General features: G+C 73.2%; 14 protein-coding genes. 5 read left to right on the top strand and 9 right to left on the bottom strand.

The window, feature by feature from the left end:
• Positions 1 to 13: 13 nt before the first annotated feature.
• From D7231_RS05675 to D7231_RS05690, 4 genes are all read right to left on the bottom strand, one after another.
• Positions 14 to 907, bottom strand: coding sequence for a carbohydrate ABC transporter permease (locus D7231_RS05675; RefSeq protein WP_120753805.1), 894 nt, complete (start codon positions 905 to 907; stop codon positions 14 to 16).
• Between the two features lie 61 nt (positions 908 to 968).
• Positions 969 to 2,336, bottom strand: coding sequence for an extracellular solute-binding protein (locus tag D7231_RS05680; protein WP_120753806.1), 1,368 nt, complete (start codon positions 2,334 to 2,336; stop codon positions 969 to 971).
• Between the two features lie 137 nt (positions 2,337 to 2,473).
• Positions 2,474 to 3,175 carry a response regulator gene (locus D7231_RS05685; protein WP_120753807.1) on the bottom strand — a complete coding sequence of 234 codons (702 nt, stop codon included), beginning with the start codon at positions 3,173 to 3,175 and terminating at the stop codon, positions 2,474 to 2,476.
• Complete coding sequence (locus tag D7231_RS05690; RefSeq protein WP_120753808.1) at positions 3,172 to 4,869, bottom strand: sensor histidine kinase; 1,698 nt, start codon at positions 4,867 to 4,869, stop codon at positions 3,172 to 3,174. The genes D7231_RS05685 and D7231_RS05690 overlap by 4 nt, the downstream gene beginning before the upstream one ends.
• A gap of 242 nt (positions 4,870 to 5,111) precedes the next feature.
• Here D7231_RS05690 and D7231_RS05695 point away from each other — a divergent pair, with 242 nt between their 5' ends.
• The 4 genes from D7231_RS05695 (at position 5,112) to D7231_RS05710 (ending at position 9,545) form a co-directional block, all read left to right on the top strand.
• Positions 5,112 to 6,494 (top strand): cation:dicarboxylate symporter family transporter, encoded by a 1,383-nt coding sequence (locus tag D7231_RS05695; protein ID WP_120753809.1) that lies wholly within the window; start codon positions 5,112 to 5,114, stop codon positions 6,492 to 6,494.
• A 29-nt stretch (positions 6,495 to 6,523) separates the two neighbouring features.
• Positions 6,524 to 6,979, top strand: a complete 456-nt coding sequence (locus D7231_RS05700) for a VOC family protein (protein ID WP_120753810.1) — start codon at positions 6,524 to 6,526, stop codon at positions 6,977 to 6,979.
• A 28-nt stretch (positions 6,980 to 7,007) separates the two neighbouring features.
• Positions 7,008 to 7,193, top strand: coding sequence for a DUF1737 domain-containing protein (locus D7231_RS05705; protein ID WP_120753811.1), 186 nt, complete (start codon positions 7,008 to 7,010; stop codon positions 7,191 to 7,193).
• A gap of 267 nt (positions 7,194 to 7,460) precedes the next feature.
• Positions 7,461 to 9,545, top strand: coding sequence for an NB-ARC domain-containing protein (locus D7231_RS05710; RefSeq protein WP_120753812.1), 2,085 nt, complete (start codon positions 7,461 to 7,463; stop codon positions 9,543 to 9,545).
• Here D7231_RS05710 and D7231_RS05715 read toward each other — a convergent pair.
• Positions 9,478 to 10,080, bottom strand: a complete 603-nt coding sequence (locus D7231_RS05715) for a TetR/AcrR family transcriptional regulator (protein ID WP_120753813.1) — start codon at positions 10,078 to 10,080, stop codon at positions 9,478 to 9,480. The two genes, D7231_RS05710 and D7231_RS05715, sit on opposite strands and share 68 nt — an antisense overlap.
• Before the next feature lie 189 nt (positions 10,081 to 10,269).
• Here D7231_RS05715 and D7231_RS05720 point away from each other — a divergent pair, with 189 nt between their 5' ends.
• Positions 10,270 to 11,943 (top strand): MFS transporter, encoded by a 1,674-nt coding sequence (locus tag D7231_RS05720; protein ID WP_120753814.1) that lies wholly within the window; start codon positions 10,270 to 10,272, stop codon positions 11,941 to 11,943.
• A 195-nt stretch (positions 11,944 to 12,138) separates the two neighbouring features.
• Here D7231_RS05720 and glgB read toward each other — a convergent pair whose 3' ends face one another.
• The 4 genes from glgB to D7231_RS05740 all read right to left on the bottom strand — a co-directional run bounded on the left by glgB (position 12,139) and on the right by D7231_RS05740 (position 20,246).
• Entirely contained in the window at positions 12,139 to 14,514 is a 2,376-nt protein-coding gene (gene glgB / locus D7231_RS05725; RefSeq protein WP_391473970.1) for a 1,4-alpha-glucan branching enzyme, read from the bottom strand.
• Positions 14,515 to 14,626: 112 nt separating this feature from the next.
• Positions 14,627 to 16,183 carry a maltokinase N-terminal cap-like domain-containing protein gene (locus tag D7231_RS05730; protein ID WP_120753815.1) on the bottom strand — a complete coding sequence of 519 codons (1,557 nt, stop codon included), beginning with the start codon at positions 16,181 to 16,183 and terminating at the stop codon, positions 14,627 to 14,629.
• A 335-nt stretch (positions 16,184 to 16,518) separates the two neighbouring features.
• Complete coding sequence (treS, locus tag D7231_RS05735) at positions 16,519 to 18,252, bottom strand: maltose alpha-D-glucosyltransferase (RefSeq protein ID WP_120753816.1); 1,734 nt, start codon at positions 18,250 to 18,252, stop codon at positions 16,519 to 16,521.
• On the bottom strand, positions 18,249 to 20,246 hold the full coding sequence (locus D7231_RS05740) for an alpha-1,4-glucan--maltose-1-phosphate maltosyltransferase (RefSeq protein ID WP_120753817.1): 1,998 nt from the start codon (positions 20,244 to 20,246) through the stop codon (positions 18,249 to 18,251). The genes treS and D7231_RS05740 overlap by 4 nt, the downstream gene beginning before the upstream one ends.
• Between the last annotated feature and the right edge of the window lie 118 nt (positions 20,247 to 20,364).

Below are 20,364 nucleotides of genomic sequence, written 5' to 3' on the forward strand. Positions count from 1 at the left end.
GGGGGCGGCGGTCTCACACCTCCTCCCGCATCAGCCGCAGATAGACCACCGAGAACAGCGCCCCCACCAGCAGCAGGAGCAGCGCGACGGCCGTCCCGTAGCCGATCAGCGACTTCTGGAACGCCTGGTCGTACATGAACACCGGGAGCGTCTGGCTCCGGTTCCCCGGCCCGCCGCGCGTCATCGCCCAGATCAGGCCGAACACCGACAGCGTCTGCAAGGTGTTGAGCATGAGATTGGTGGCGACAGAGCGGCGGATCATGGGCAGCGTGACGTGCCACAGGCGCCGCGGCCCGCTCGCGCCGTCCACCTCCGCCGCCTCGGTGACCTCCTGCGGGATCCCGGCGAGCGCCGCGGAGTAGACGAGCATGGAGAAGGCCGTGCCGCGCCACACGTTGGCGAAGGAGACGGCCAGGATCGGCAGGGTGAACAGCCAGTTCTGGGCGGGCAGGTGGAGCCAGTCCAGGACGGCGTTGAGCGTGCCGCGCCGGTTGAAGAACGTGTAGAGCAGGAAGCCCGCCACGATCTCCGGCAGCACCCAGGCGGTCAGCACGACCGCGCCCGTGAGCGTCCGTACGGGCCGGGAGGCGCGCCGCATGAGGCCCGCGAGGGCCAGGCCGAGGCTGTTCTGGCCGACGATCGACGACAGCACGGTGAAGACGAGCGTCAGCACCACCGCGTTGCGGAAGCCGTCGTCGGCGAAGGCGCGGCGGAAGTTGGCGAGGCCGACGAAGGACGCGGACGCCTGGCCGGTGAGCTGCGTGTCGGTGAAGGCGATCACCACGCAGTACGCGACCGGGCCCGCGAGGAAGAGCAGCAGGAGGGCGGTCGCGGGCGCGAGGGGCAGCAGGCGCAGGGCCTTCCCGCGGTGCGGACGCCGGCGCCGGGCCCGGTGCCGGCCGGTCACGTCACCCCTCCGGCCACCGTCACGGCTACGGTCACCGCCACCGCCCCGGCCGCCGTCACCGTCACCGCTCCCGCGCCGTCACACCCGACCCGCCGGCCACCGACGTCAGCTCCTCGTCGTAGCGCTTCGCCGCCTGCACCACGGACGCGTCGCCCGTCGTCACCGCCTCCATCGCGTCCCTGATGGCGCTGGAGACCTGCGGGTAGAGCGGCAGCGCCGGCCGGTAGTGGGTGTACGGGACGAGCCCGGTGAAGAAGTCGACGCCCGGCATCGACGACAAGTACGTGCGCGAGGCCGCCACGTCGTCCCGTACGGCGATCTGCCCGTCGCTCACCGTCCACGTGGTGGCGTTCTCGGTCGTTTGCAGCGTCTCGATCACCTGCCACGCGAGGTCCGCCTTGCCGGACTTCGCGCTCACCGACCACGCCCAGCCGCCGGACATGCTGACCGCCCCGGGGGCCGCCCCGTTCTGCGTGGGGAAGGGCGCCCGGCCCATCACCGACGTCCACTGCGGCCAGGGCCTCGTGCCGGCCGGCTGCCAGTACTTGCCGAGCCAGGAGCCGTCGAGGTCGATCGCGAGCCTGCCCGACGGCAGCCAGTCCGTGGCGACGCGGCCGTCCACGTTGGGGTCGAGGGCGTCCGCCGGATCCGGGCCGAGCTTCTCCGCGAAGACCGTCCGCACGAACTCCAGCGCATCGCGGAACCCGCGGCTCGACGTCACCCACTTGCCCGCCGCCGGGTCGTACAGCGGGTCCTTGCCCGTCCCGTACAGCAGCATCTCGAAGCCCTGCATGGCGGCGGCCTCGCCCGGCGCCTTGCCGGTGTAGACGTTGAGGGGAATGACGCCGGGCACCTTCTTCCTGACCGTGCGGGCCGCGTCCAGGACGTCGTTCCAGGTGCGCGGGCGCCAGTCGGCGGGCAGCCCGGCCCGCGCGAAGAGCTCCTTGTTGAACCACAGGCCGCGGGTGTCGGTGCCGTCCGGCACCCCGTACGTCTTGCCGTCCTCGCCCTGCGCCGACGCCTTCGCGGCCGGCGCGAAGCGGGCCCAGTCCTTCCAGCCCGCCAGCTCGTCGTCCAGCGGCCGCAGGTAGCCCGCCTTGATGTCGGACTTGATCAGGAAGGTGTCCTCGCGGACGATGTCCGGCGCGGTCTTCGGTGACCGCATCATCTGCTGGAGTTTGGCGTAGTAGTCGGCCTGGGCGGCCTGGACCGGCACCAGTTCCAGCTTCTTGCCCTCGTGCGCGCGCTCGAACTGTCTCTTGATCCCGGCCAGGTAGTCGTCCACGATCCGGTTCTTGTTGTCGGTGTTGCGCTGGTAGGCGATCCGGACGGTGTCCGGGTCGCCGCCGCCGGAGCCCTGGCCGCAGGCGGTGAGGGAGGCCGCGGTGAGACCTGTGACGGCGAGCAGGGCGAGAAGGGTGGGGCGCACGGGCGACCTCCTGGGGGCGGGCCTTCGCGCCGGGCGCGGCGCTTCGGCGGGATGCGCCTTCCTGAGGTCGTACGTTCCCGTTTCGCACCGGCCGTATCCCCGGCGCCCCTTCCCGGGGCCCTGTGCGCGGGCCCGCGTCAGGCCCTGCTCTGCCAGTGGTAGCGCAGTTCGGGGCGGCCGATCTGGCCGTAGCGGGGCGTGCGGGCCGCGCACCCCGTCGTCACCAGGTGTTCGAGGTAACGGCGGGCGGTGATCCGCGAGATGCCCACGGCGGCCGCCGCCGAACCGGACGACAGGCCTTCGTCCCCGGCGCCCCGCAGCGCCTCGGTGATCGACCCGAGGGTGGACTGGCTCAGCCCCTTGGGGAGCGCGGCCGGCTGGGGCGCGCGCAGGGCGGCGAACGCGCGGTCCACCTCCTCCTGCCCGCTGGCCTCGCCCGCGACCGAGCGGAACTCGGCGTAGCGCGTGAGGCGGTCCCGCAGGGTGGCGAACGTGAACGGCTTCAGGACGTACTGCACGACGCCCAGCGACACCCCTTCCCGTACGACCGTCAGGTCGCGCGCCGACGTCACGGCTATGACGTCGGCGGTGTGCCCCGCGGTGCGCAGGGAGCGCAGCAGCTGCAAGCCGTGGCCGTCGGGGAGGAACAGGTCGAGCAGCAGCAGGTCCACGGGCGTGCGCTTGAGGAAGTGCGAGGCGTCGCCCAGGGAGTGCGCGATCCCGGCCACGGCGAAACCGGGCACGCGGCCGGCGTAGAGGGCGTGCGCGTCGGCGGCGACGGGGTCGTCCTCGACGACGAGGACGCGGATGGGCCGCGGGGCGGTGTCGGGTCTGCTCATGAGGGCGCTCCGGTCCGTACGGCGGGGGTCGGCGGCGTGTCCGCGGGGAGGGCGGCGTGCAGGGGGAGCCGTACGGTGAACTCCGCGCCGCCGCCCGGCGAGCCGGTGACGCAGACCGTACCGCCGTTGCGGCGCACCGCCTGCCGCACGAGCGCGAGACCGAGCCCGCGGCCGTGGGGCGCGCCGCCGGGCGACTTGGTCGACCAGCCGCGCCGGAACACCTCCTCCATGACCTCGGGCGCCACGCCCGCCCCGGTGTCCGCGACGCGCAGCAGCAGCTCGCTGCCGCCCGCGATCGCGCGGGTCTCCGCCCGCAGGGTGACGGTGACCTGCGCGTGCCGGACCTCCGCAGCGCTGCGGTTGGCTTCTTCGGCGGCGGCGTCCACGGCGTTGTCGACGAGGTTGCCGAGGATGGTGACGAGGTCGCGGGAGGGCAGGCGGGGCGGCAGCAGGCCGTCGTCGACGTGCGTGTCGGGCGCGAGGACGAGCTCGACGCCGCGCTCGTTGGCCTGGGCGGCCTTGCCGAGCAGCAGGGCCGCGAGGACGGGCTCCGCGACGGCGCCGACCACCTCGTCGGTGAGGGCCTGGGCGAGTTCGAGCTCGGCGGTGACGAACTCGACGGCCTCGTCCGCGCGCCCCAGTTCGATCAGGGACACCACGGCGTGCAGCCGGTTCGCCGCCTCGTGCGCCTGGGAGCGCAGCGCCTCGGCGAAGCCGCGCACGGAGTCCAGCTCGCCGGAGAGCGCCTGGAGTTCGGTGTGGTCGCGCAAGGTGACGACGGTGCCGTGGCGCTCGCCGCCGGAGACGGGCGAGGTGTTGAGGACGACGATGCGGTCGGCGGTCGCGTGGACCTCGTCGACGCGCGGCCCGGCGGCCAGGAGAGCGTCCGTGAGGGTGGGCGGCAGGCCCAGGGCGTCGACGCGGCGGCCCATCACCTCGCCGGTGAGGCCGAGGAGTTCGCGTCCGCCGTCGTTGATGAGGGCGATACGGTGCTGCCCGTCGAGCATCAGCAGGCCCTCGCGCACGGCATGGAGCGTCGCCTCGTGGTAATCGTGCATCCGGCTGAGCTCGCCGGCGTTCATGCCGTGGGTGTGGCGGCGCAGCCGGGCGTTGAGGAGGTACGTGCCCGCGCCGCCGAGGGCGAGCGCCCCCAGGGCGACGAGCAGCAGGCCGAGCAACTGCCGGCGTATCTCGGCGCTGATCGCGTCGACGGTGATGCCCGCGCTGACGAGGGCGACGACCCGGTCGCCGTCCATGACCGGCACGACCACGCGCACCGACGGGCCGAGCGTGCCCGTGTACGTCTCGGAGAACGTCTCGCCGCGCAGGGCCGGCCCGGTGTGGCCGAGGAAGCGCTCGCCGATGCGGGCGGGGTCCGGGTGGGTCCAGCGGATGCCGTCCGGGTTCATGATCGTCACGAAGTCGACGCCGGTGTCGCGGCGCACGCGCTCGGCGTACGGCTGGAGGCCGGCGGCCGGGTCGGGCGAGCGGACCGCGTCCCGGACGGAGGAGGACGCGGCCACGGCGACCGCCGCCGCGGTCACCTCGTGGCGCGCGGCCTCCCCGGCCTGGCCGCGGTCGGCGACGTACGCGAAGGCGGCGCAGCCGGCCACCATGACGGTGACCAGCACGATCTGCATCGCGAAGAGCTGGCCGGCCAGGCTGCGGGGGCGGCGGATGCGGGGTCTGCGCATGGCGGACAGTGTGCACCGGCCCGCGCCCGTGAACGTAATGCACATAAGGGTGACCACGGTCACAGAGCCGTGCATAGTCGCCGGAGCCCCACTCGCCGGAAGAGCGGGGCGCCCGGAACGTACCCGGACACATCAGGACGGGTCCGGGTGCATGGACCATCCATGCGTACAGACATCCATGCGTACAGGCCCGTCAGGGCGTACTCAGCCGTACCCAGAGCCGCGACGACGAGGAGACCCCCGTGACGGCACAGGCAGCACCACCACCGGCCGGGCGGGCGCCCCGGCGGCCGGACCGGACCCACTACCTCTACCTCGCCGTGATCGCGGCCGTCCTCGCCGGCATCGCGGTGGGCCTCGCGGCGCCGGGCGTCGCGGTCGAGCTCAAGCCGCTCGGCACCGGCTTCGTCAACCTGATCAAGATGATGATCTCGCCGGTCATCTTCTGCACGATCGTGCTCGGCATCGGCTCCGTGCGGAAGGCCGCGAAGGTCGGCGCGGTCGGCGGCCTGGCGCTCGGCTACTTCCTGGTCATGTCGACCGTCGCCCTGGCCATCGGCCTCGTCGTGGGCAACATCCTGGAGCCCGGCAGCGGGCTGCACCTGACCGACGCGGTGCGCCACGAGGGGGCGGCGCAGGCGAAGGGCGGCAGCGAGTCCACGACCCAGTTCCTGCTCGGCATCATCCCCACCACGATGGTCTCCGCCTTCACCGGCGGCCAGGTGCTCCAGACCCTGCTGGTCGCCCTCCTCGCGGGCTTCGCGCTCCAGGCGCTGGGCACGGCGGGCGAGCCGGTGCTGCGCGGCATCGGCCACGTCCAGAAGCTGGTCTTCCGTATCCTTGCCATGATCATGTGGGCGGCGCCGGTGGGCGCGTTCGGCGCCATGGCGGCGGTCGTCGGCGCGACGGGCGTCACCGCGCTGAAGTCCCTCGCCGTCATCATGATCGGCTTCTACGTCACGTGCCTGCTGTTCGTGATCGTGGTGCTGGGCACGCTGCTGCGGCTGGTGGCCGGGGTGAACATCTTCGCGCTGCTGAAGTACCTGGGCCGGGAGTTCCTGCTGATCCTCTCGACGTCGTCGTCGGAGTCGGCCCTGCCGCGGCTGATCGCCAAGATGGAGCACCTGGGCGTCAGCAAGCCCGTCGTCGGCATCACCGTGCCCACCGGCTACTCCTTCAACCTCGACGGCACGGCGATCTACCTGACGATGTCGTCGCTGTTCATCGCGGAGGCGATGGGCGAGCCGCTCGCCCTGGGCCAGCAGGTCTCCCTGCTCCTGTTCATGATCGTCGCCTCCAAGGGTGCGGCCGGCGTCACCGGAGCGGGCCTCGCCACGCTCGCGGGCGGCCTCCAGTCCCACCGCCCCGAACTCGTCGACGGCGTCGGCCTGATCGTCGGCATCGACCGCTTCATGAGCGAGGCGCGGGCGCTGACGAACTTCGCGGGCAACGCGGTCGCGACGGTCCTCGTGGGCACCTGGACCAAGGAGATCGACAAGCGGCAGGTGGCCGAAGTCCTCGCCGGGCGGGCGCCGTTCGACGAGACGACGCTCGCGGCGGACGGGGGACACGGGGGCGATGCCCTGCCGGAGCCGCCGAAGGAGCCGGCGGGCGTGCCGGCCTGAGTGTCAGTGCTCTCTGCCAGGGTGGGGGCATGGAGCCGACTTTGCAGCTGACGATCGACTGCGCGGACCCGCGCAGGATGGTGGCCTTCTGGACGGAGGCGCTGGGATATGTCCCCGAGCCCCCGCCGGAAGGCCGTGCCACGTGGCGGGAGTACTGGTCGGCCATCGGCGTGCCGGAGGCGGAGCTGGAGGGCGGCGCCGGGGAGAGCCCCGAGTCGATCGTCGACCCGGCGGGCCGCGGGCCGCGGGTCTGGTTCCAGCGCGTCCCGGAGCCGAAGACCGCCAAGAACCGCGTCCACCTCGACCTCAAGGTGGGCGGAGGCCGCAAGGTCCCGCTGGCGACGCGTACGGTCCGGGTCACGGTGGCGGTCGACCGGCTGACGGCGGCGGGTGCGACGGTGATCCGCGTGCTGGACGATCCGGGCACGGACCACTATGCCGTCGTCCTCCAAGATCCCGAGGGCAACGAATTCTGCGTCGCGTGAGCGTGAGCATGCGTGGCATGCTCGCCGCATGATCACACCGCCCGACGGCCTGCCCGTCTACCGCGTCCTGACCGGCCCGGACGACGCCGCGTTCTGCCACCGCGTGAGCGAGGCGCTGGCGCTGGGCTACCGGCTGCACGGGGGCCCTGCGGTGACGTTCAACGGGGAGCGTGTCATCGTCGCCCAGGCCGTCCTCTGGGGCGAACAGCCGTAACGGGCAGGCGCCCCGGCCCGCACGGTCCGGTGCGGAGCGCCGCGTCGGCTACGCCGTGCAGCGGATGCCCGTGCCGCTCGGTGCGGTGGCCGGCGCTCGGAGACGGCCACGGCGCCGTACGCCGGGTGTACGAGTCTGCGCTCCTTGAGGGCGCGCAGTGCATCCAGGGGGGCGCGCGGGTGCATGGGGCGTGCCGGTGCTGGACGCGGGGGCGTGCGAGTCAGACGCTGCCGTTCGACGGCGCGTCCTTCGTGCCCAGGGGGAAATGTGTACAGCGTTCTCTACGGCAGCTCCCGTATCACTCTCACCTCTCGCAGCGGCACCAGGCTCCAGCGTTCGGAGCTGCTTCTGCACGACCCCGGGCCGCGGCGGCGGTGGGCCGCCCCGGCACCCGTACTCCTCGGCCGCGAGGAAGCGCTGGCCACCGCCTGGCGGGAGATCCCGGCCGGGCGCTCGGTGGAGTTCCACGGACCCTGCGGGTCCGGGAAGACCAGCCTGCTCCGGAACATCGCCTCGGGCGGCAGGCGCAGCGCGTTCGTACGCGTGGCCGGAACTCCGCTGGAGGACGTTCTCCAGCTGCTCGTGGACGAGTTGTACGTGTCCGCGGGCGCGGAACCGGTGAAGTACTCCGCATCCGTCTGCCGGCAGCTCCTGCGGCACGCCCGGCCGCTGATCGTGCTGGACGAGGTGCCGCCCGGCTCGCGGATCCCGCGGCAGCTGGCGGACGCCCTGCCCGGCTGCGTCCTGCTCGTGGGCGCGGAGCGGCCGGTGCTGGGCGGCGGACCCGGCGGCGCGGTGACGTCGCACCTGCTGACGGGGCTGCCGCCGGACGCGGCGTACGCCCTGTTCGCCCAGTCGCTGGGCCGCCCCCTGTGGGACGCCGAACTGCCCGTCGTACGGCGGCTGCTGGAGGCCGTACGGGGGCGGCCGCTGTCCGTCAAGCAGGCCGCGGCGCTGGTGCGGGCCGGCCACCCGGTCGAGGCGGTGGCGCACCGCGCCGCGCGGGGCGTGCGCGAGCTGGACCGGATGAGCGCGGGGCGGCTGTCGGGGCCGGAGCGCAAGGCCCTCGCGGCCCTGGCGATCGTGGCCGGGGCGCTGGTGCCGGGCGCCTGGCTGTCGGCCGTCGGCGACATCACCTACGCGGCACAGACCCTGATCTCCCTGCACGAGCGCGGGCTCGTCGAGCGGCCGGAAGAGGACCGCTTCGGGCTGCCGGTGTGCCTGGAGGACAGCCTCCGGGACCTGCTCCTCGACGCGATCTCGCTGAGCTCGGCCGTCAACGGGCTCGCCGCCTGGCTGGAGGGCGCCCTCGACGGAGGAGTGCACGGGCTCGACGACGCGCTCGAAGGCGTCGAGGGCATCGTCGGGCTCCTCGGGTTCGCCGCCGAGCGGGCCGAGTGGCGGGCCGTGATCCGGCTGGCGAAGCTCGCCGAGGCCGCGCTGTTCGCCGGGCGCCGCTGGCAGCAGTGGAAGGACGTGCTCCAGCAGGGCGAGGACGCGGCCCGGCGCATAGGCGACCAGGCGTCGGAAGCACTGTTCGCCCACGAACTGGGCACCGTCGCCTACGCCGAGGACCGGCCCGAGGACGCCGCCGCCCGGCTGCGGTACGCCCTGCAACTGCGGGAGGCCCTCGGCGACGCCGCCGGAGCGGAGCTCACCCGGGCGAACCTCGCCTACGTGGAGGCCTCCGGCCCGGGCCGGGGAGAGGGCCCCGGCCCGGCCCGGTTGAACCTGCTCCGGCGCGGGCTGCTCTTCCTCGCCGGGGCGGTGGCCGTCGTCGTGGTGTGGGCGGCAGTCGCCGGCGCCGGCGGCGACGGTCCGTCCCCGGGGCCGCAGCCGGGTTCCTCGGGGCCCGTGGCGGGCGGCAGCCCGTCCCCCGACGGCCCTTCGGACGGGGCGAGCGGCCCTCGGGTGAGTTTCAGCCCCGGTCCCGGCCCCAGCAGCAACGGCCCCATTGCCACCTCCAGCCCCAGCAGGGTGACGAGCTCTCAGCCTGGTTCCAGCCCCAGCCCCAGCCGCAGCGTCGTGATCATCCCCAGCGTCAGCAGGAGCCCCAGCGTCAGCAGGGGCCCCAGCGTCAGCAGGAGCCCGAGCGTCAGCAGGAGTCCCAGCGTCAGCACCAGCCCGAGCGTCAGCGCCAGCCCGAGCCGTAGCAAGGGCCCCATCATCCGCCGCCCCAGCCGGAGCAGCAGCCCTGGTTCCGGCCTCGACGGCGACGGCGACCGCGGCGCCGTCGACCGCGGTGGCGGGAAGCCGCCGGAGCCGCACACGGCATGGCCCGGCTCTATGGCGCTGCTGTCAGGCCGGCCACCAGCTCCTCAGCCTCCACCGCGGGAACTCCCGCCGCGGTGAGCGTGGTCACGGCGGCCGAGCGGCCGGCGTCCGCCGGGGCGAGGACACCGTCGTTGACCGCCTGCATGAGGCCGAAGAGCACCTGTTCCCGCACGTACGCGAGGGCGATCGCGGGCAGCGGCGAGACGAAGCGGCCCTCGTCCAGGCCGCGTTGCAGCATGGCCGCGCACTCGCGGCGCACCGGCTCCAGGCGGCGGTGGATGCCCTCGACCGTGACGCTGCGCTGGGCCAGGGAGATCAGGAGGCGGTAGCCGTCGGCGATCTCCCAGGCGGCGAGCATGGAGCGGGCGAGCGCCTTGGCGGGGTCGGCGACGTCGCGCAGGGCCTCCGCCTGGGCGACCTCCACCGCGCTCGCGGCGTCGTCGACGAGGGCGCTCATCAGCGCGTCGCGGCTCGGGAAGTGGCCGTAGACGGTGCGCCGCACGACGCCCGCGGCCCGGGCGATCTGGTCCATGCTCGCGTCCGCGTCGCGCAGCAGCTCCCCGAGCGCGATGTCCATGATGCGGCGGCGATTGGCGTCCGCTCTGCCGGCCATTGGTCTCTTCTCTGTCCGTGGGGTCACTGAGCGGGTCCCGGACCGGGACTCTGCTGACGTGGGGGGGCTGCGGGCGCGGCCGGCGTGGCCGACATCCCGCCCCTCATTTTGCACTGGGCGGCGCCGTCCCGTAATTTGCACACTGCTGTGTAATTGCACAACCGTGTGCAAGTCTGGAAGGGGTGGCCGATGGGCCTCGCGATGTCGACACCGGTCGACGAGATGGACGGTCCGTACAAGAGGCGCTGGGCGGCACTGGGCGTGCTCTGCATCAGCCTGCTGATCATCGTCATGGCGAACACGTCCCTGACGGTCGCCGCCCCCGACATGGTCAAGGACCTCGGCCTGGGCAGCTCCGACCTCCAGTGGGTCATCGACGGCTACACCGTCCCGTACGCCGCGCTGATGCTGATCCTCGGCGCCGTCGGCGACAAGTACAGCCGCCGCGGAGCGCTCGTTCTCGGCCTCTTCGTCTTCGGCGCGGCCTCCGTCGCCGGCTCGATGGTGGACAGCTCGGGCGCGGTCATCGCGGCGCGCGCCGTCATGGGCGTCGGCGCGGCCATGATCATGCCGGCCACGCTGTCGCTGCTCGCCGCGACGTTCCCGCGCGAGGAGCGCGCCAAGGCCATCACGATCTGGACGGCCACCGCCGGTCTCGCCATCGCCGTCGGCCCGCTCGTGGCCGGTGCGCTGCTGGAGGACCACGGCTGGGCCTCCACGTTCCTCATCAACGTGCCGATCGCGGCCCTCGGCATCATCGGCGCGCTGGCGCTCGTCCCGCCGTCCAAGGCCGCGCGGCCGGGCGGGCAGGCGGCGAAGATCGACTACGTCGGCGGCGTGCTGTCCGTCGTCTGGGTCGGCTCCCTCATCTACATGATCATCGAGGGCCCGCACTTCGGCTGGGGCGCGAAGGCCATCGCCGCCGCCGTCATCGCGGGCGTCGGCCTGGTCCTCTTCGTCCTGTGGGAGCTGCGCCACCCGCACCCGGTCCTCGACGTCCGCCGCTTCACCAAGCGCGCGTTCGCCGGCTCGACCATGGCCGTCGCGCTGTTCTTCCTCGCCGTCTTCGGCGCCTTCTACTACCTCACCCAGCACCTCCAGTTCGTCCTCGGCTACTCGCCGCTGGACACGGGCGTGCGGATGCTGCCGCTGGCCGGTGCGGTGTTCGTGGGCGGCGCCCTGACCGCGATCCTGACGCCCAAGGTCGGCATGAAGGTCACCGTGGCGTTCGGCATGACCGTCGGCACGGTCGCCATCGCACTGCTGGCCCGCGTCGACGAGACGTCCACGTACAACGACTTCGTCCTGCCGCTGATCATCCTGGGCCTGGCCATCGGCCTGTCCCTGTCGCCCTGCACCAACGCCATCATGGGCTCCTTCCCGGAGGACCAGCTGGGCGTCGGCGGCGCCGTCAACAGCACCTCCATCGAGATGGGCGGCTCCCTGGGCATCGCCATCCTCGGCACCGTGCTCGCCAAGACCTACTCGTCCAACCTCGGCGACGCGGCTGCCGAGGCCGCCGCCGCCGGCGGCCCGAAGCTGCCCGAGAAGGCGCTGACCGTCGCGCAGGACTCGGTCGGCGCGGGCCTGGCCGTGGCCAAGGAGGTCGGCAAGCAGGTCGCGACGGGCGCCGCGCCGAAGGTCGGGCCGGAGAAGGCCGCCGCCCTGGGCGCGCAGCAGGCGCAGGCCGTCGTCGAGGCCGTGCACAAGTCCTTCGCGGACGCCGTCGCCCACACCAGCGTCATCGGCGCGGTCGTGCTCGGCGTCGGCACGGTGCTGGTCGCCTTCCTGCTGCCGGGCCGCGGGAAGAGCGGGCCGGAGTCCGCGGCGGCCGAGGCCGAGAAGGAGACGGCCGCGGTCTGAGGCCGTTCGGCACCGCCGGATTCCGCCCCGGGGGCTGATCGCCGTCGCGGCGGGGGGGAATTCCCCTGACCCACCCCTTCCCGAAACCGGGGCGATGCCCCGGACCCCGGGCGGCAACGGGTGCCCCGGCCCCCTACGAAGCCCCGGACACCCCCGGCGGGTGGCCGGGGCTTCGTCATGCCGCCGGGGCCGTCCTCACACCGCCCGCCACCACACCGTCGCCAGCGGCGGCAGCGTCACCGTGATGCTCGCCGGGCGGCCGTGGTGGCGCGTGGCCTCCGTCTTGACCGGGTCGGGCGTGGTGACGCCGCTGCCCCCGTAGCGGCCGCCGTCCGTGTTGAGGATCTCCTGCCACGCCGTGAACCGGCCGGGCACGCCCAGCGCGTACCCGTGCCGCACCACGGGGGAGAAGTTGCTGACCGCCAGCAGGGGCGCGCCCTGGGCGTCGAAGCGCAGGAACGCGAAGACGTTGTCCTCCGAGGCGTCGCCCACCACCCACTCGAAGCCCTCGGGCACCGTGTCCCGCTGCCACAGGGCGGGCGTCGAGCGGTAGGCCGCGTTCAGGTCGCGGACCAGGTCGCGGACGCCCCGGTGGTCCGCCTCCGCCGAGTACGAGGGGTCCAGCAGCCACCAGTCCGGGCCGTGCGCCTCGGACCACTCCGCGCCCTGCGCGAACTCCTGCCCCATGAAGAGCAGCTGCTTGCCCGGGTGCGCCCACATGAAGCCCAGGTAGGCGCGGTGGTTCGCGCGCTGCTGCCACCAGTCGCCCGGCATCTTCGACACCAGCGACCGCTTGCCGTGGACGACCTCGTCGTGCGAGATGGGCAGCACGTAGTTCTCGCTGTACGCGTAGATCATCGAGAACGTCATCTCGCCGTGGTGGTACTTGCGGTGCACCGGCTCCTTGGAGACGTAGACCAGCGAGTCGTGCATCCAGCCCATGTTCCACTTCAGGCCGAAGCCGAGGCCGCCGAAGCCGCCCGCGCCGACGTGGTGCGTGGCGCGGGTGACGCCGTCCCACGCCGTGGACTCCTCCGCCACCGTGACCACGCCGGGGCAGCGGCGGTAGACGGTGGCGTTCATCTCCTGGAGGAACGCCACCGCGTCCAGGTTCTCCCGGCCGCCGTGGGCGTTCGGCGTCCACTGCCCCTCCTCGCGCGAGTAGTCGAGGTAGAGCATGGAGGCGACGGCGTCCACGCGCAGGCCGTCGATGTGGAACTCCTCGCACCAGTACACGGCGTTGGCCACCAGGAAGTTGCGCACCTCCGTACGGCCGTAGTCGAACTCCAGCGTGCCCCAGTCGGGGTGCGCGGCGCGCAGCGGGTCCGCGGGCTCGTACAGCGGCCGCCCGTCGAACTCGGCCAGCGCCCAGTCGTCGCGCGGGAAGTGCGCCGGCACCCAGTCCATGAGGACGCCGATGCCCGCCGCGTGCAGCGCGTCCACCAAGTACTTGAAGTCGTCCGGGGTGCCCAGGCGGGCGGTCGGGGCGTAGAAACCGGTGATCTGATAACCCCACGAACCGCCGAAGGGGTGCTCGGCGATCGGCATCAGCTCCACGTGCGTGAAGCCGAGGTCCTTGACGTACGCGGGGAGCTGATCCGCCAGCTGCCGGTACGTCAGGCCCGGGCGCCAGGACGGCAGGTGCACCTCGTACACCGAGAACGGGTGCTCGTGCACCGGCCGGGCCGTGCGCGCCGCCATCCACTCCGCGTCCCGCCAGGCGTGGTGCGAGGCGTGCACGACGGACGCGTTCGCCGGAGGGGCCTCCGTGCGCCGCGCCATCGGGTCCGCGCGCATCGTGTGCGAGCCGTCCGGGCGCGTGATCTCGAACTTGTACAGCGCGCCCTCGCCGATGCCCGGCAGGAACAGCTCCCACACCCCGGTCGCGCCCAGCGAGCGCATCGGGTGCCCCGTGCCGTCCCAGTAGTTGAAGTCGCCGACGACGCGCACGCCGCGGGCGTTCGGCGCCCACACCGTGAAGCGGGTGCCCGCCACTCCCTCGTGCTCCATCGGCTGCGCGCCGAGCGCCCGCCACAGCTGCTCGTGGCGGCCCTCGCCGATCAGGTGCAGGTCCAGGTCGCCGAGCGCGGGCAGGAAGCGGTACGGGTCCTCCGTCTCCAGCTCCGTGTCCTCGTAGCTCACCAGGAGGCGGTAGTCGGGGAGCTCGCTGAGGGGCAGCACCGCCGCGAAGAAGCCGTCCCCTTCGTCGTCCAGGTCCACCCGCAGGCCCTTCGCGGTGACCGCCACGGAGCGTGCGAAGGGGCGCAGGGTGCGGAAGCGCACGCCGCCGCGCACCGGGTGCGCTCCCAGCAGGCCGTGCGGGTCGTGGTGCGCGCCGTGCAGCAGCCGCTCCCGGTCCTCCGCCCCCAGCGGCTCCGCCCGCCGCGCTCCACGCCGCGCGGGTGGGCGCCCGGAGCCCTGTGCGGTTGCGGGCTCCGCGCCGGGCTCCGGTTCGGGCGCCCGCCCCGCCTGCCCGCCCCGCCCCGGCAGGAACGTGGCCGGGACCCCTCGCGCGGCTTCCGCGGCTTCGGGCTCATGAGGCGGTCGTCGGGACGGCGGTCGAGCGGTCACAGTGCGGTCCTCCTCAGAACCTCCCGGCCGACGACACCGCCGGCCCCGGGAGCGGAATAAGCCATACGGGCGCGGTGCCGGACCGGCCCGTGGTTGTTCGGGGGGCGCGTCCTCATAGGGTGTGGCCCCCGTTCGGCGCCGCCGGTCCCGTCGGGTCCGCCAGGCGGCGGATCGCTGCCATCGGGACCACCAGCCAGTCCGGCCGGTGGCGGGCCTCGTAGAGGACCTCGTAGACGGCCTTGTCCGTTTCGTGCGCGCGCAGCAGCTGCGGCTCCTCGCGCGGATCGCCGTGCACCGCCCCGTAGCCCTCGCAGAACGCGGCGCGGGCGCGCTCCGCCCAGCTCGTGCCGCCCGCGCGCCCGACGGCCGCCGCGTAGTCGAAGGAGCGCAGCATTCCGGCGACGTCGCGGGCGGCCGGCTGCGGCCGGGTCCGCTCGGCGAGCGGGCGCGCGGGCTCGCCCTCGAAGTCGATGAGGGCCCAGCGCCCGTCCTCGGCCGTGCGCAGCGCCTGCCCGAGGTGGAGGTCGCCGTGGATGCGCTGGGCGCGCCACGTGCGCCCGGCCCGGCCGAGCGCGGCCAGGTCGTCGTACGCGCCGCGCAGCGCGGCCCGGTAGGGGCGCAGCGCGGGGACGGCCTCGGCGGCGGCGTCGAGGCGTCGGGTCATGGCGGCGGCGAGGTGCTCCAGCTGGGGGCGGCGCAGCACGACGGTGGGGAGCGCCTCGGCGAGCGCCCCGTGGACCTCGGCGGTGGCGTGGCCGAGGGCGCGGGCGGAGGCGGTGAAGTCGGCGCGGACGGCGAGCGCGCTGAGGGCGAGCTGCCAGCCGTCGGCGGAGCCGGGCAGGTAGGGCTGGAGGACGCCGAGCGTCATGGCCTCGGCGCCGGCGCCGGGCACGACGGCCTCGAACCAGGCGGCGGGCGCGGGCACCCGGGCACAGCCGGTGCCGGCGAGGGCGCGGGGGAGTTCGAGGTCGGGGTTGGTGCCGGGGCAGACGCGGCGGAAGAGCTTGAGGATGTACGTTTCGCCGTAGACGACGGAGGAGTTGGACTGCTCGGCGCCGATGAGCCGGGGCGCGAGCCCGGCGCCGATGACGACGCCCTCCTCGCGCGTGAAGCGCAAGGGGCCGAGCCGGCCGGGCAGCCGCAGCCGCTCCAGGATCAGGGTGGCGAGCCGGGGGTCGGCCAGGCCCTCGTAGACGGCGCGGCCGTGCAGCGGGCCGCCGACGGGCCGCCCGATGAGGGCGGGCGCGAGGTGCGGCGGCAGGACGTCCTGCACGCCGAGCAGGAGTTGGTAGCAGTCGTCGGTGCCGGCGTGGATGGCGGGGCCGGGAGCGCCCCCGGGCGGGGCCGCCCCGGGCGAGCCGGGCTGCTGGGCCCGCACGAGCAGGTGGAGCAGGCCCGGGGCGGTGGCCCCGGCGTGGTGCGGCAGCAGCTCCGTGGCCGCGACGAGCGTGAAGCCGGTGATGGGGCGGCCCTTGCCGGCGAACCAGCGCTGACGGGGCAGCCACTCGGAGAGCAGCGGCACCAGCGACCCCAGCAGCCCCGCGTCGGCGGCCTCCGCCTCGGGCGCGTGGGCCGCGGGGGCGGCGCGGACCGAGGACAGCAGCGGGCCGGAGGCGGCGGAGGCCCCCCGGCGTCCGGTGCCCCGGCGGGACGGTGCAGCGTCCGACATGGCGTCGCGTCCTTTCCCCGGGGCGTGGCATATGGGGCAAAGTGTCCCGGATCGCGGTCCCGGATTGCGGCATTGACCTGTACGCGGTGCTGCGGTGCTGGGCTCCCCGGCCGGGGCCGGGGGAAGTGCCGTGCGGGCTCGTCCGGTGCGGTCAGCGCCCGCGGCCCCTGGTGCGGCGCGCGCGGCGGCCGGGGTGCGGCCCCTGCGGCGGTCCTCGTAGCGGAAGTGATCCGTTCGGCCCGGCTCGTGCGTAGTAGTACGAGTTCCCAGGGCTGCCGGGGGAAAACCGCCCGTGCGCGGCCGGCCGGCGGGCGCCGGCGCGCACGGGAGCGCCCTCAGTGGCCGGCCTGCGGCGGCGCACCACGGCGGAGCCGGAACCAGTAGAAGCCGTGACCGGCCAGGGTCAGCAGATAGGGCAGTTCACCGATGGCGGGGAAGCGCACCCCACCGATCAGCTCGACGGGATGCCGGCCGCTGAACGCCCGCAGATCGAGCTCGGTCGGCTGTGCGAAGCGGGAGAAGTTGTTCACGCACAGCACGATGTCGTCCTCCCCCTGCCCCGGCAGCCGCACTTCGCGCAGGAACGCGAGCACGGCCGGGTTGCTGGAGGTGAGCTCGGTGTACGAGCCGAGCCCGAACGCCGGGTTCTGCTTGCGGATCTCGATCATCCGGCGGGTCCAGTGCAGCAGCGACGAGGGGCTGCTCATCGCCGCCTCGACGTTGGTGACCTGATAGCCGTAGACCGGGTCCATGATGGTCGGCAGGTACAGTCGGCCCGGGTCGCAGGAGGAGAAGCCCGCGTTGCGGTCGGGCGTCCACTGCATCGGCGTGCGCACGCCGTCGCGGTCGCCGAGCCAGATGTTGTCGCCCATGCCGATCTCGTCGCCGTAATAGAGGATCGGAGAGCCGGGCAGGGAGAACAGCAGCGCGGTGAACAGCTCGATCTGATTGCGGTCGTTGTCGAGCAGCGGGGCGAGCCGCCGCCGGATGCCGATGTTGGCGCGCATCCGCGGATCCTTGGCGTACTCCGCGTACATGTAGTCGCGCTCTTCGTCGGTGACCATCTCCAGCGTCAGCTCGTCGTGGTTGCGCAGGAAGATGCCCCACTGGCAGCGCGAGGGGATGGCCGGGGTCTTCGCCAGGATTTCCGAGACCGGGTAGCGCGACTCCCGGCGCACGGCCATGAAGATGCGCGGCATCACGGGGAAGTGGAATGCCATATGGCATTCGTCGCCGCCGGACTCGTAGTTCCCGAAGTAGTCGACGACGTCCTCGGGCCACTGATTGGCCTCGGCCAGCAGCACGGTGTCCGGGTAATGGGCGTCGATCTCCGCCCGGACGCGCTTGAGGAACTGGTGCGAGCGCGGCAGGTTCTCGCAGTTGGTGCCCTCCTCGGCGAAGAGATAGGGCACGGCGTCCAGCCGGAAGCCGTCGATGCCGAGGTCCAGCCAGAACCGCAGCGCGGCCAGGATCTCCTCCTGCACCGCCGGGTTCTCGTAGTTGAGATCGGGCTGGTGCGAGAAGAAGCGGTGCCAGTAGTACTGCTTGCGGACCGGGTCGAAGGTCCAGTTCGAGGTCTCCGTGTCGACGAAGATGATGCGCGCGTCCGGATAGCGCTTGTCGTCGTCCGCCCAGACGTAGTAGTCGCCGTAGGGGCCGTCGGGATCGCTGCGCGACTGCTGGAACCACTCGTGCTGATCGCTCGTATGGTTCATGACAAAGTCGATGATGACGCGCATGCCCCGCTGGTGCGCGGCGTCCACGAACTCCACGAAGTCGGCCAGGTCGCCGAACTCCGGCAGCACCGCGGTGTAGTCGGAGACGTCGTAGCCCCCGTCGCGCAGCGGCGACTGGAAGAACGGCGGCAGCCACAGGCAGTCGACGCCCAGCCACTGCAAATAATCCAGCTTGGCCGTCAGACCCTTGAGGTCGCCGATGCCGTCGCCGTCGCTGTCCTGGAAGGACCGTACGAGCACCTCGTAGAAGACGGCGCGCTTGAACCAGTCGGGATCCAGGTCCTTGGCGGGAGTGTCCTCGAAGGTATCGGGGACGGGCTCATTGACGATCATGGTGTGGGTGACCCTCCGATCGGTGAGGACGGTCGCAGCGAGAACACGTGCGCGGGCGCGAGAGAACGGCCCGGCTCGAGGCGCACATAGTTGTCCCTGCCCCAGTGATAGGTCTCTCCGGTGAGCTCGTCGCGCACCGGGACGGACTCATGCCATGCGAGGCCGAGTTCCGGCATGTCCAACGAGACCGTGGCCTCGTGGGTGTGGTGGGGGTCGAGGTTGACAACGGTCAGTACGCACGAGGTGCCCGCACGCTTGGAATAGGCGATGACGGCGTCGTTGTCGGCGTAATGGAAACGCAGGTTGCGCAGCTGCCGCAGGGCCGGCTGGCGCCGTCGCAGCCGGTTCAGCAGGGTGATCAGCGGGGCCAGGCTGCGCCCCTCGCGCTCGGCCGCCTCCCAGTCGCGCGGCCGCAGCTGGTATTTCTCCGAGTCCAGGTATTCCTCGCTCCCGGGGTGCACCGGAGTGTTCTCGCACAGTTCGTAACCGGCGTAGACGCCCCAGGACGGGGAGAGCGTCGCGGCGAGCACGGCGCGCGCCTCGAAGGCGGGCCGCCCGCCGTGCTGGAGATGGGCGTGCAGGATGTCCGGGGTGTTCACGAAGAGGTTGGGGCGCATGAGGGCGGCCGACTCCCCGGCCAGCTCCGTGAGGTAGCCGGTGAGCTCCTCCTTGGTGTTGCGCCAGGTGAAATAGGTGTACGACTGCTGGAAGCCGATCGCGCCGAGCGTGCGCATCATCGCGGGCCGGGTGAAGGCCTCGGCGAGGAAGACCACGTCCGGATCGGTGCGGCCGATCTCGGCGATCACCTTCTCCCAGAAGACCACCGGCTTGGTGTGCGGATTGTCGACCCGGAAGATCCGCACGCCGCGCTCCATCCAGAACCGCAGCACCCGCAGGCTCTCCCGGAGCAGCCCGTCGAAGTCCTCGTCGAAGGCCAGGGGATAGATGTCCTGGTACTTCTTGGGCGGGTTCTCGGCGTAGGCGATCGTGCCGTCGGCGCGGTGGTGGAACCACTCGGGGTGCTTGGCCACCCAGGGGTGGTCCGGGGAGCACTGGAGCGCGAAGTCGAGGGCGACCTCCATGCGCAGCTCGCGGGCGCGCGCGACGAAGTGGTCGAAGTCCTCGAAGGTGCCGAGGTCCGGGTGGAGGGCGTCGTGGCCGCCGTCGGCCGAGCCGATCGCCCAGGGGCTGCCGACGTCGTACGGGCCCGCGGTGAGCGCGTTGTTGGGGCCCTTGCGGTACGCGGTGCCGATGGGGTGCACCGGCGGCAGGTAGACGACGTCGAAGCCCATGGCGGCGACGGCCGGCAGCCGCCGCGCCGCGGTCCGGAACGTGCCGCTGCGGGCGGGAAGGCGGCCCTCCGCGGGCCGGGCCCCCTCGGAGCGCGGGAACATCTCGTACCAGGACCCGAACAGCGCCCGCTCGCGCTCCACCAGCACCGGCACCGGCCGGCTCGCGGTCACCAGCTCGCGCAGCGGGTGCTCGGCCAGGGCGGCCGTGACCGGCGGCGCGAGGGCGGCGGCGAGCCGGGCGGTGGCCGGCCGGCCCGGGTCGCGCAGCGCGTCGACGGCGGTCAGCACCGCCTCGCGGCCCTCTTTCTTCGGCACTCCGGCGGCGGCCCGCTCGTACAGCAGCGCGCCTTCCTCCAGCACGAGTTGGACGTCCATGCCGGCCGGGATCTTCACCGACGCCGTCCGGCGCCACGACGCCACCGGATCGCTCCACGCCTCCACCGCGTACGTCCAGCGCCCCTCGCTGTCCGGGGTCACGTCCGCGCCCCAGCGGTCGGTGCCGGGCGTGAGCTCGCGCATGGGGGTCCAGGGGCCGCAGCGGCCCGCCGGGTCGCGCAGCACCACATTGGCGCCGAGCGCGTCGTGGCCCTCGCGGAAGACGGTGGCGGTGACCTGGAAGGTCTCGCCGACGACCGCCTTGACCGGCCGGCGGCCGCAGTCCACGAGCGGCCCGAGGTCCAGGACGGGGATACGACCGATCATGGGATCACCTGAGGGGAGGAGGAGGGCGGGAACGGCGGAACGACAGCGGCGGCACTGGCGGGTTCTGCTCTTTCTATCGGCTCCGCCGCCGGTCGGCTGGGTGCGGGCATGGCTGCTC

It is taken from the genome of Streptomyces klenkii, assembly GCF_003626645.1.
Lineage (GTDB): Bacteria > Actinomycetota > Actinomycetes > Streptomycetales > Streptomycetaceae > Streptomyces > Streptomyces klenkii.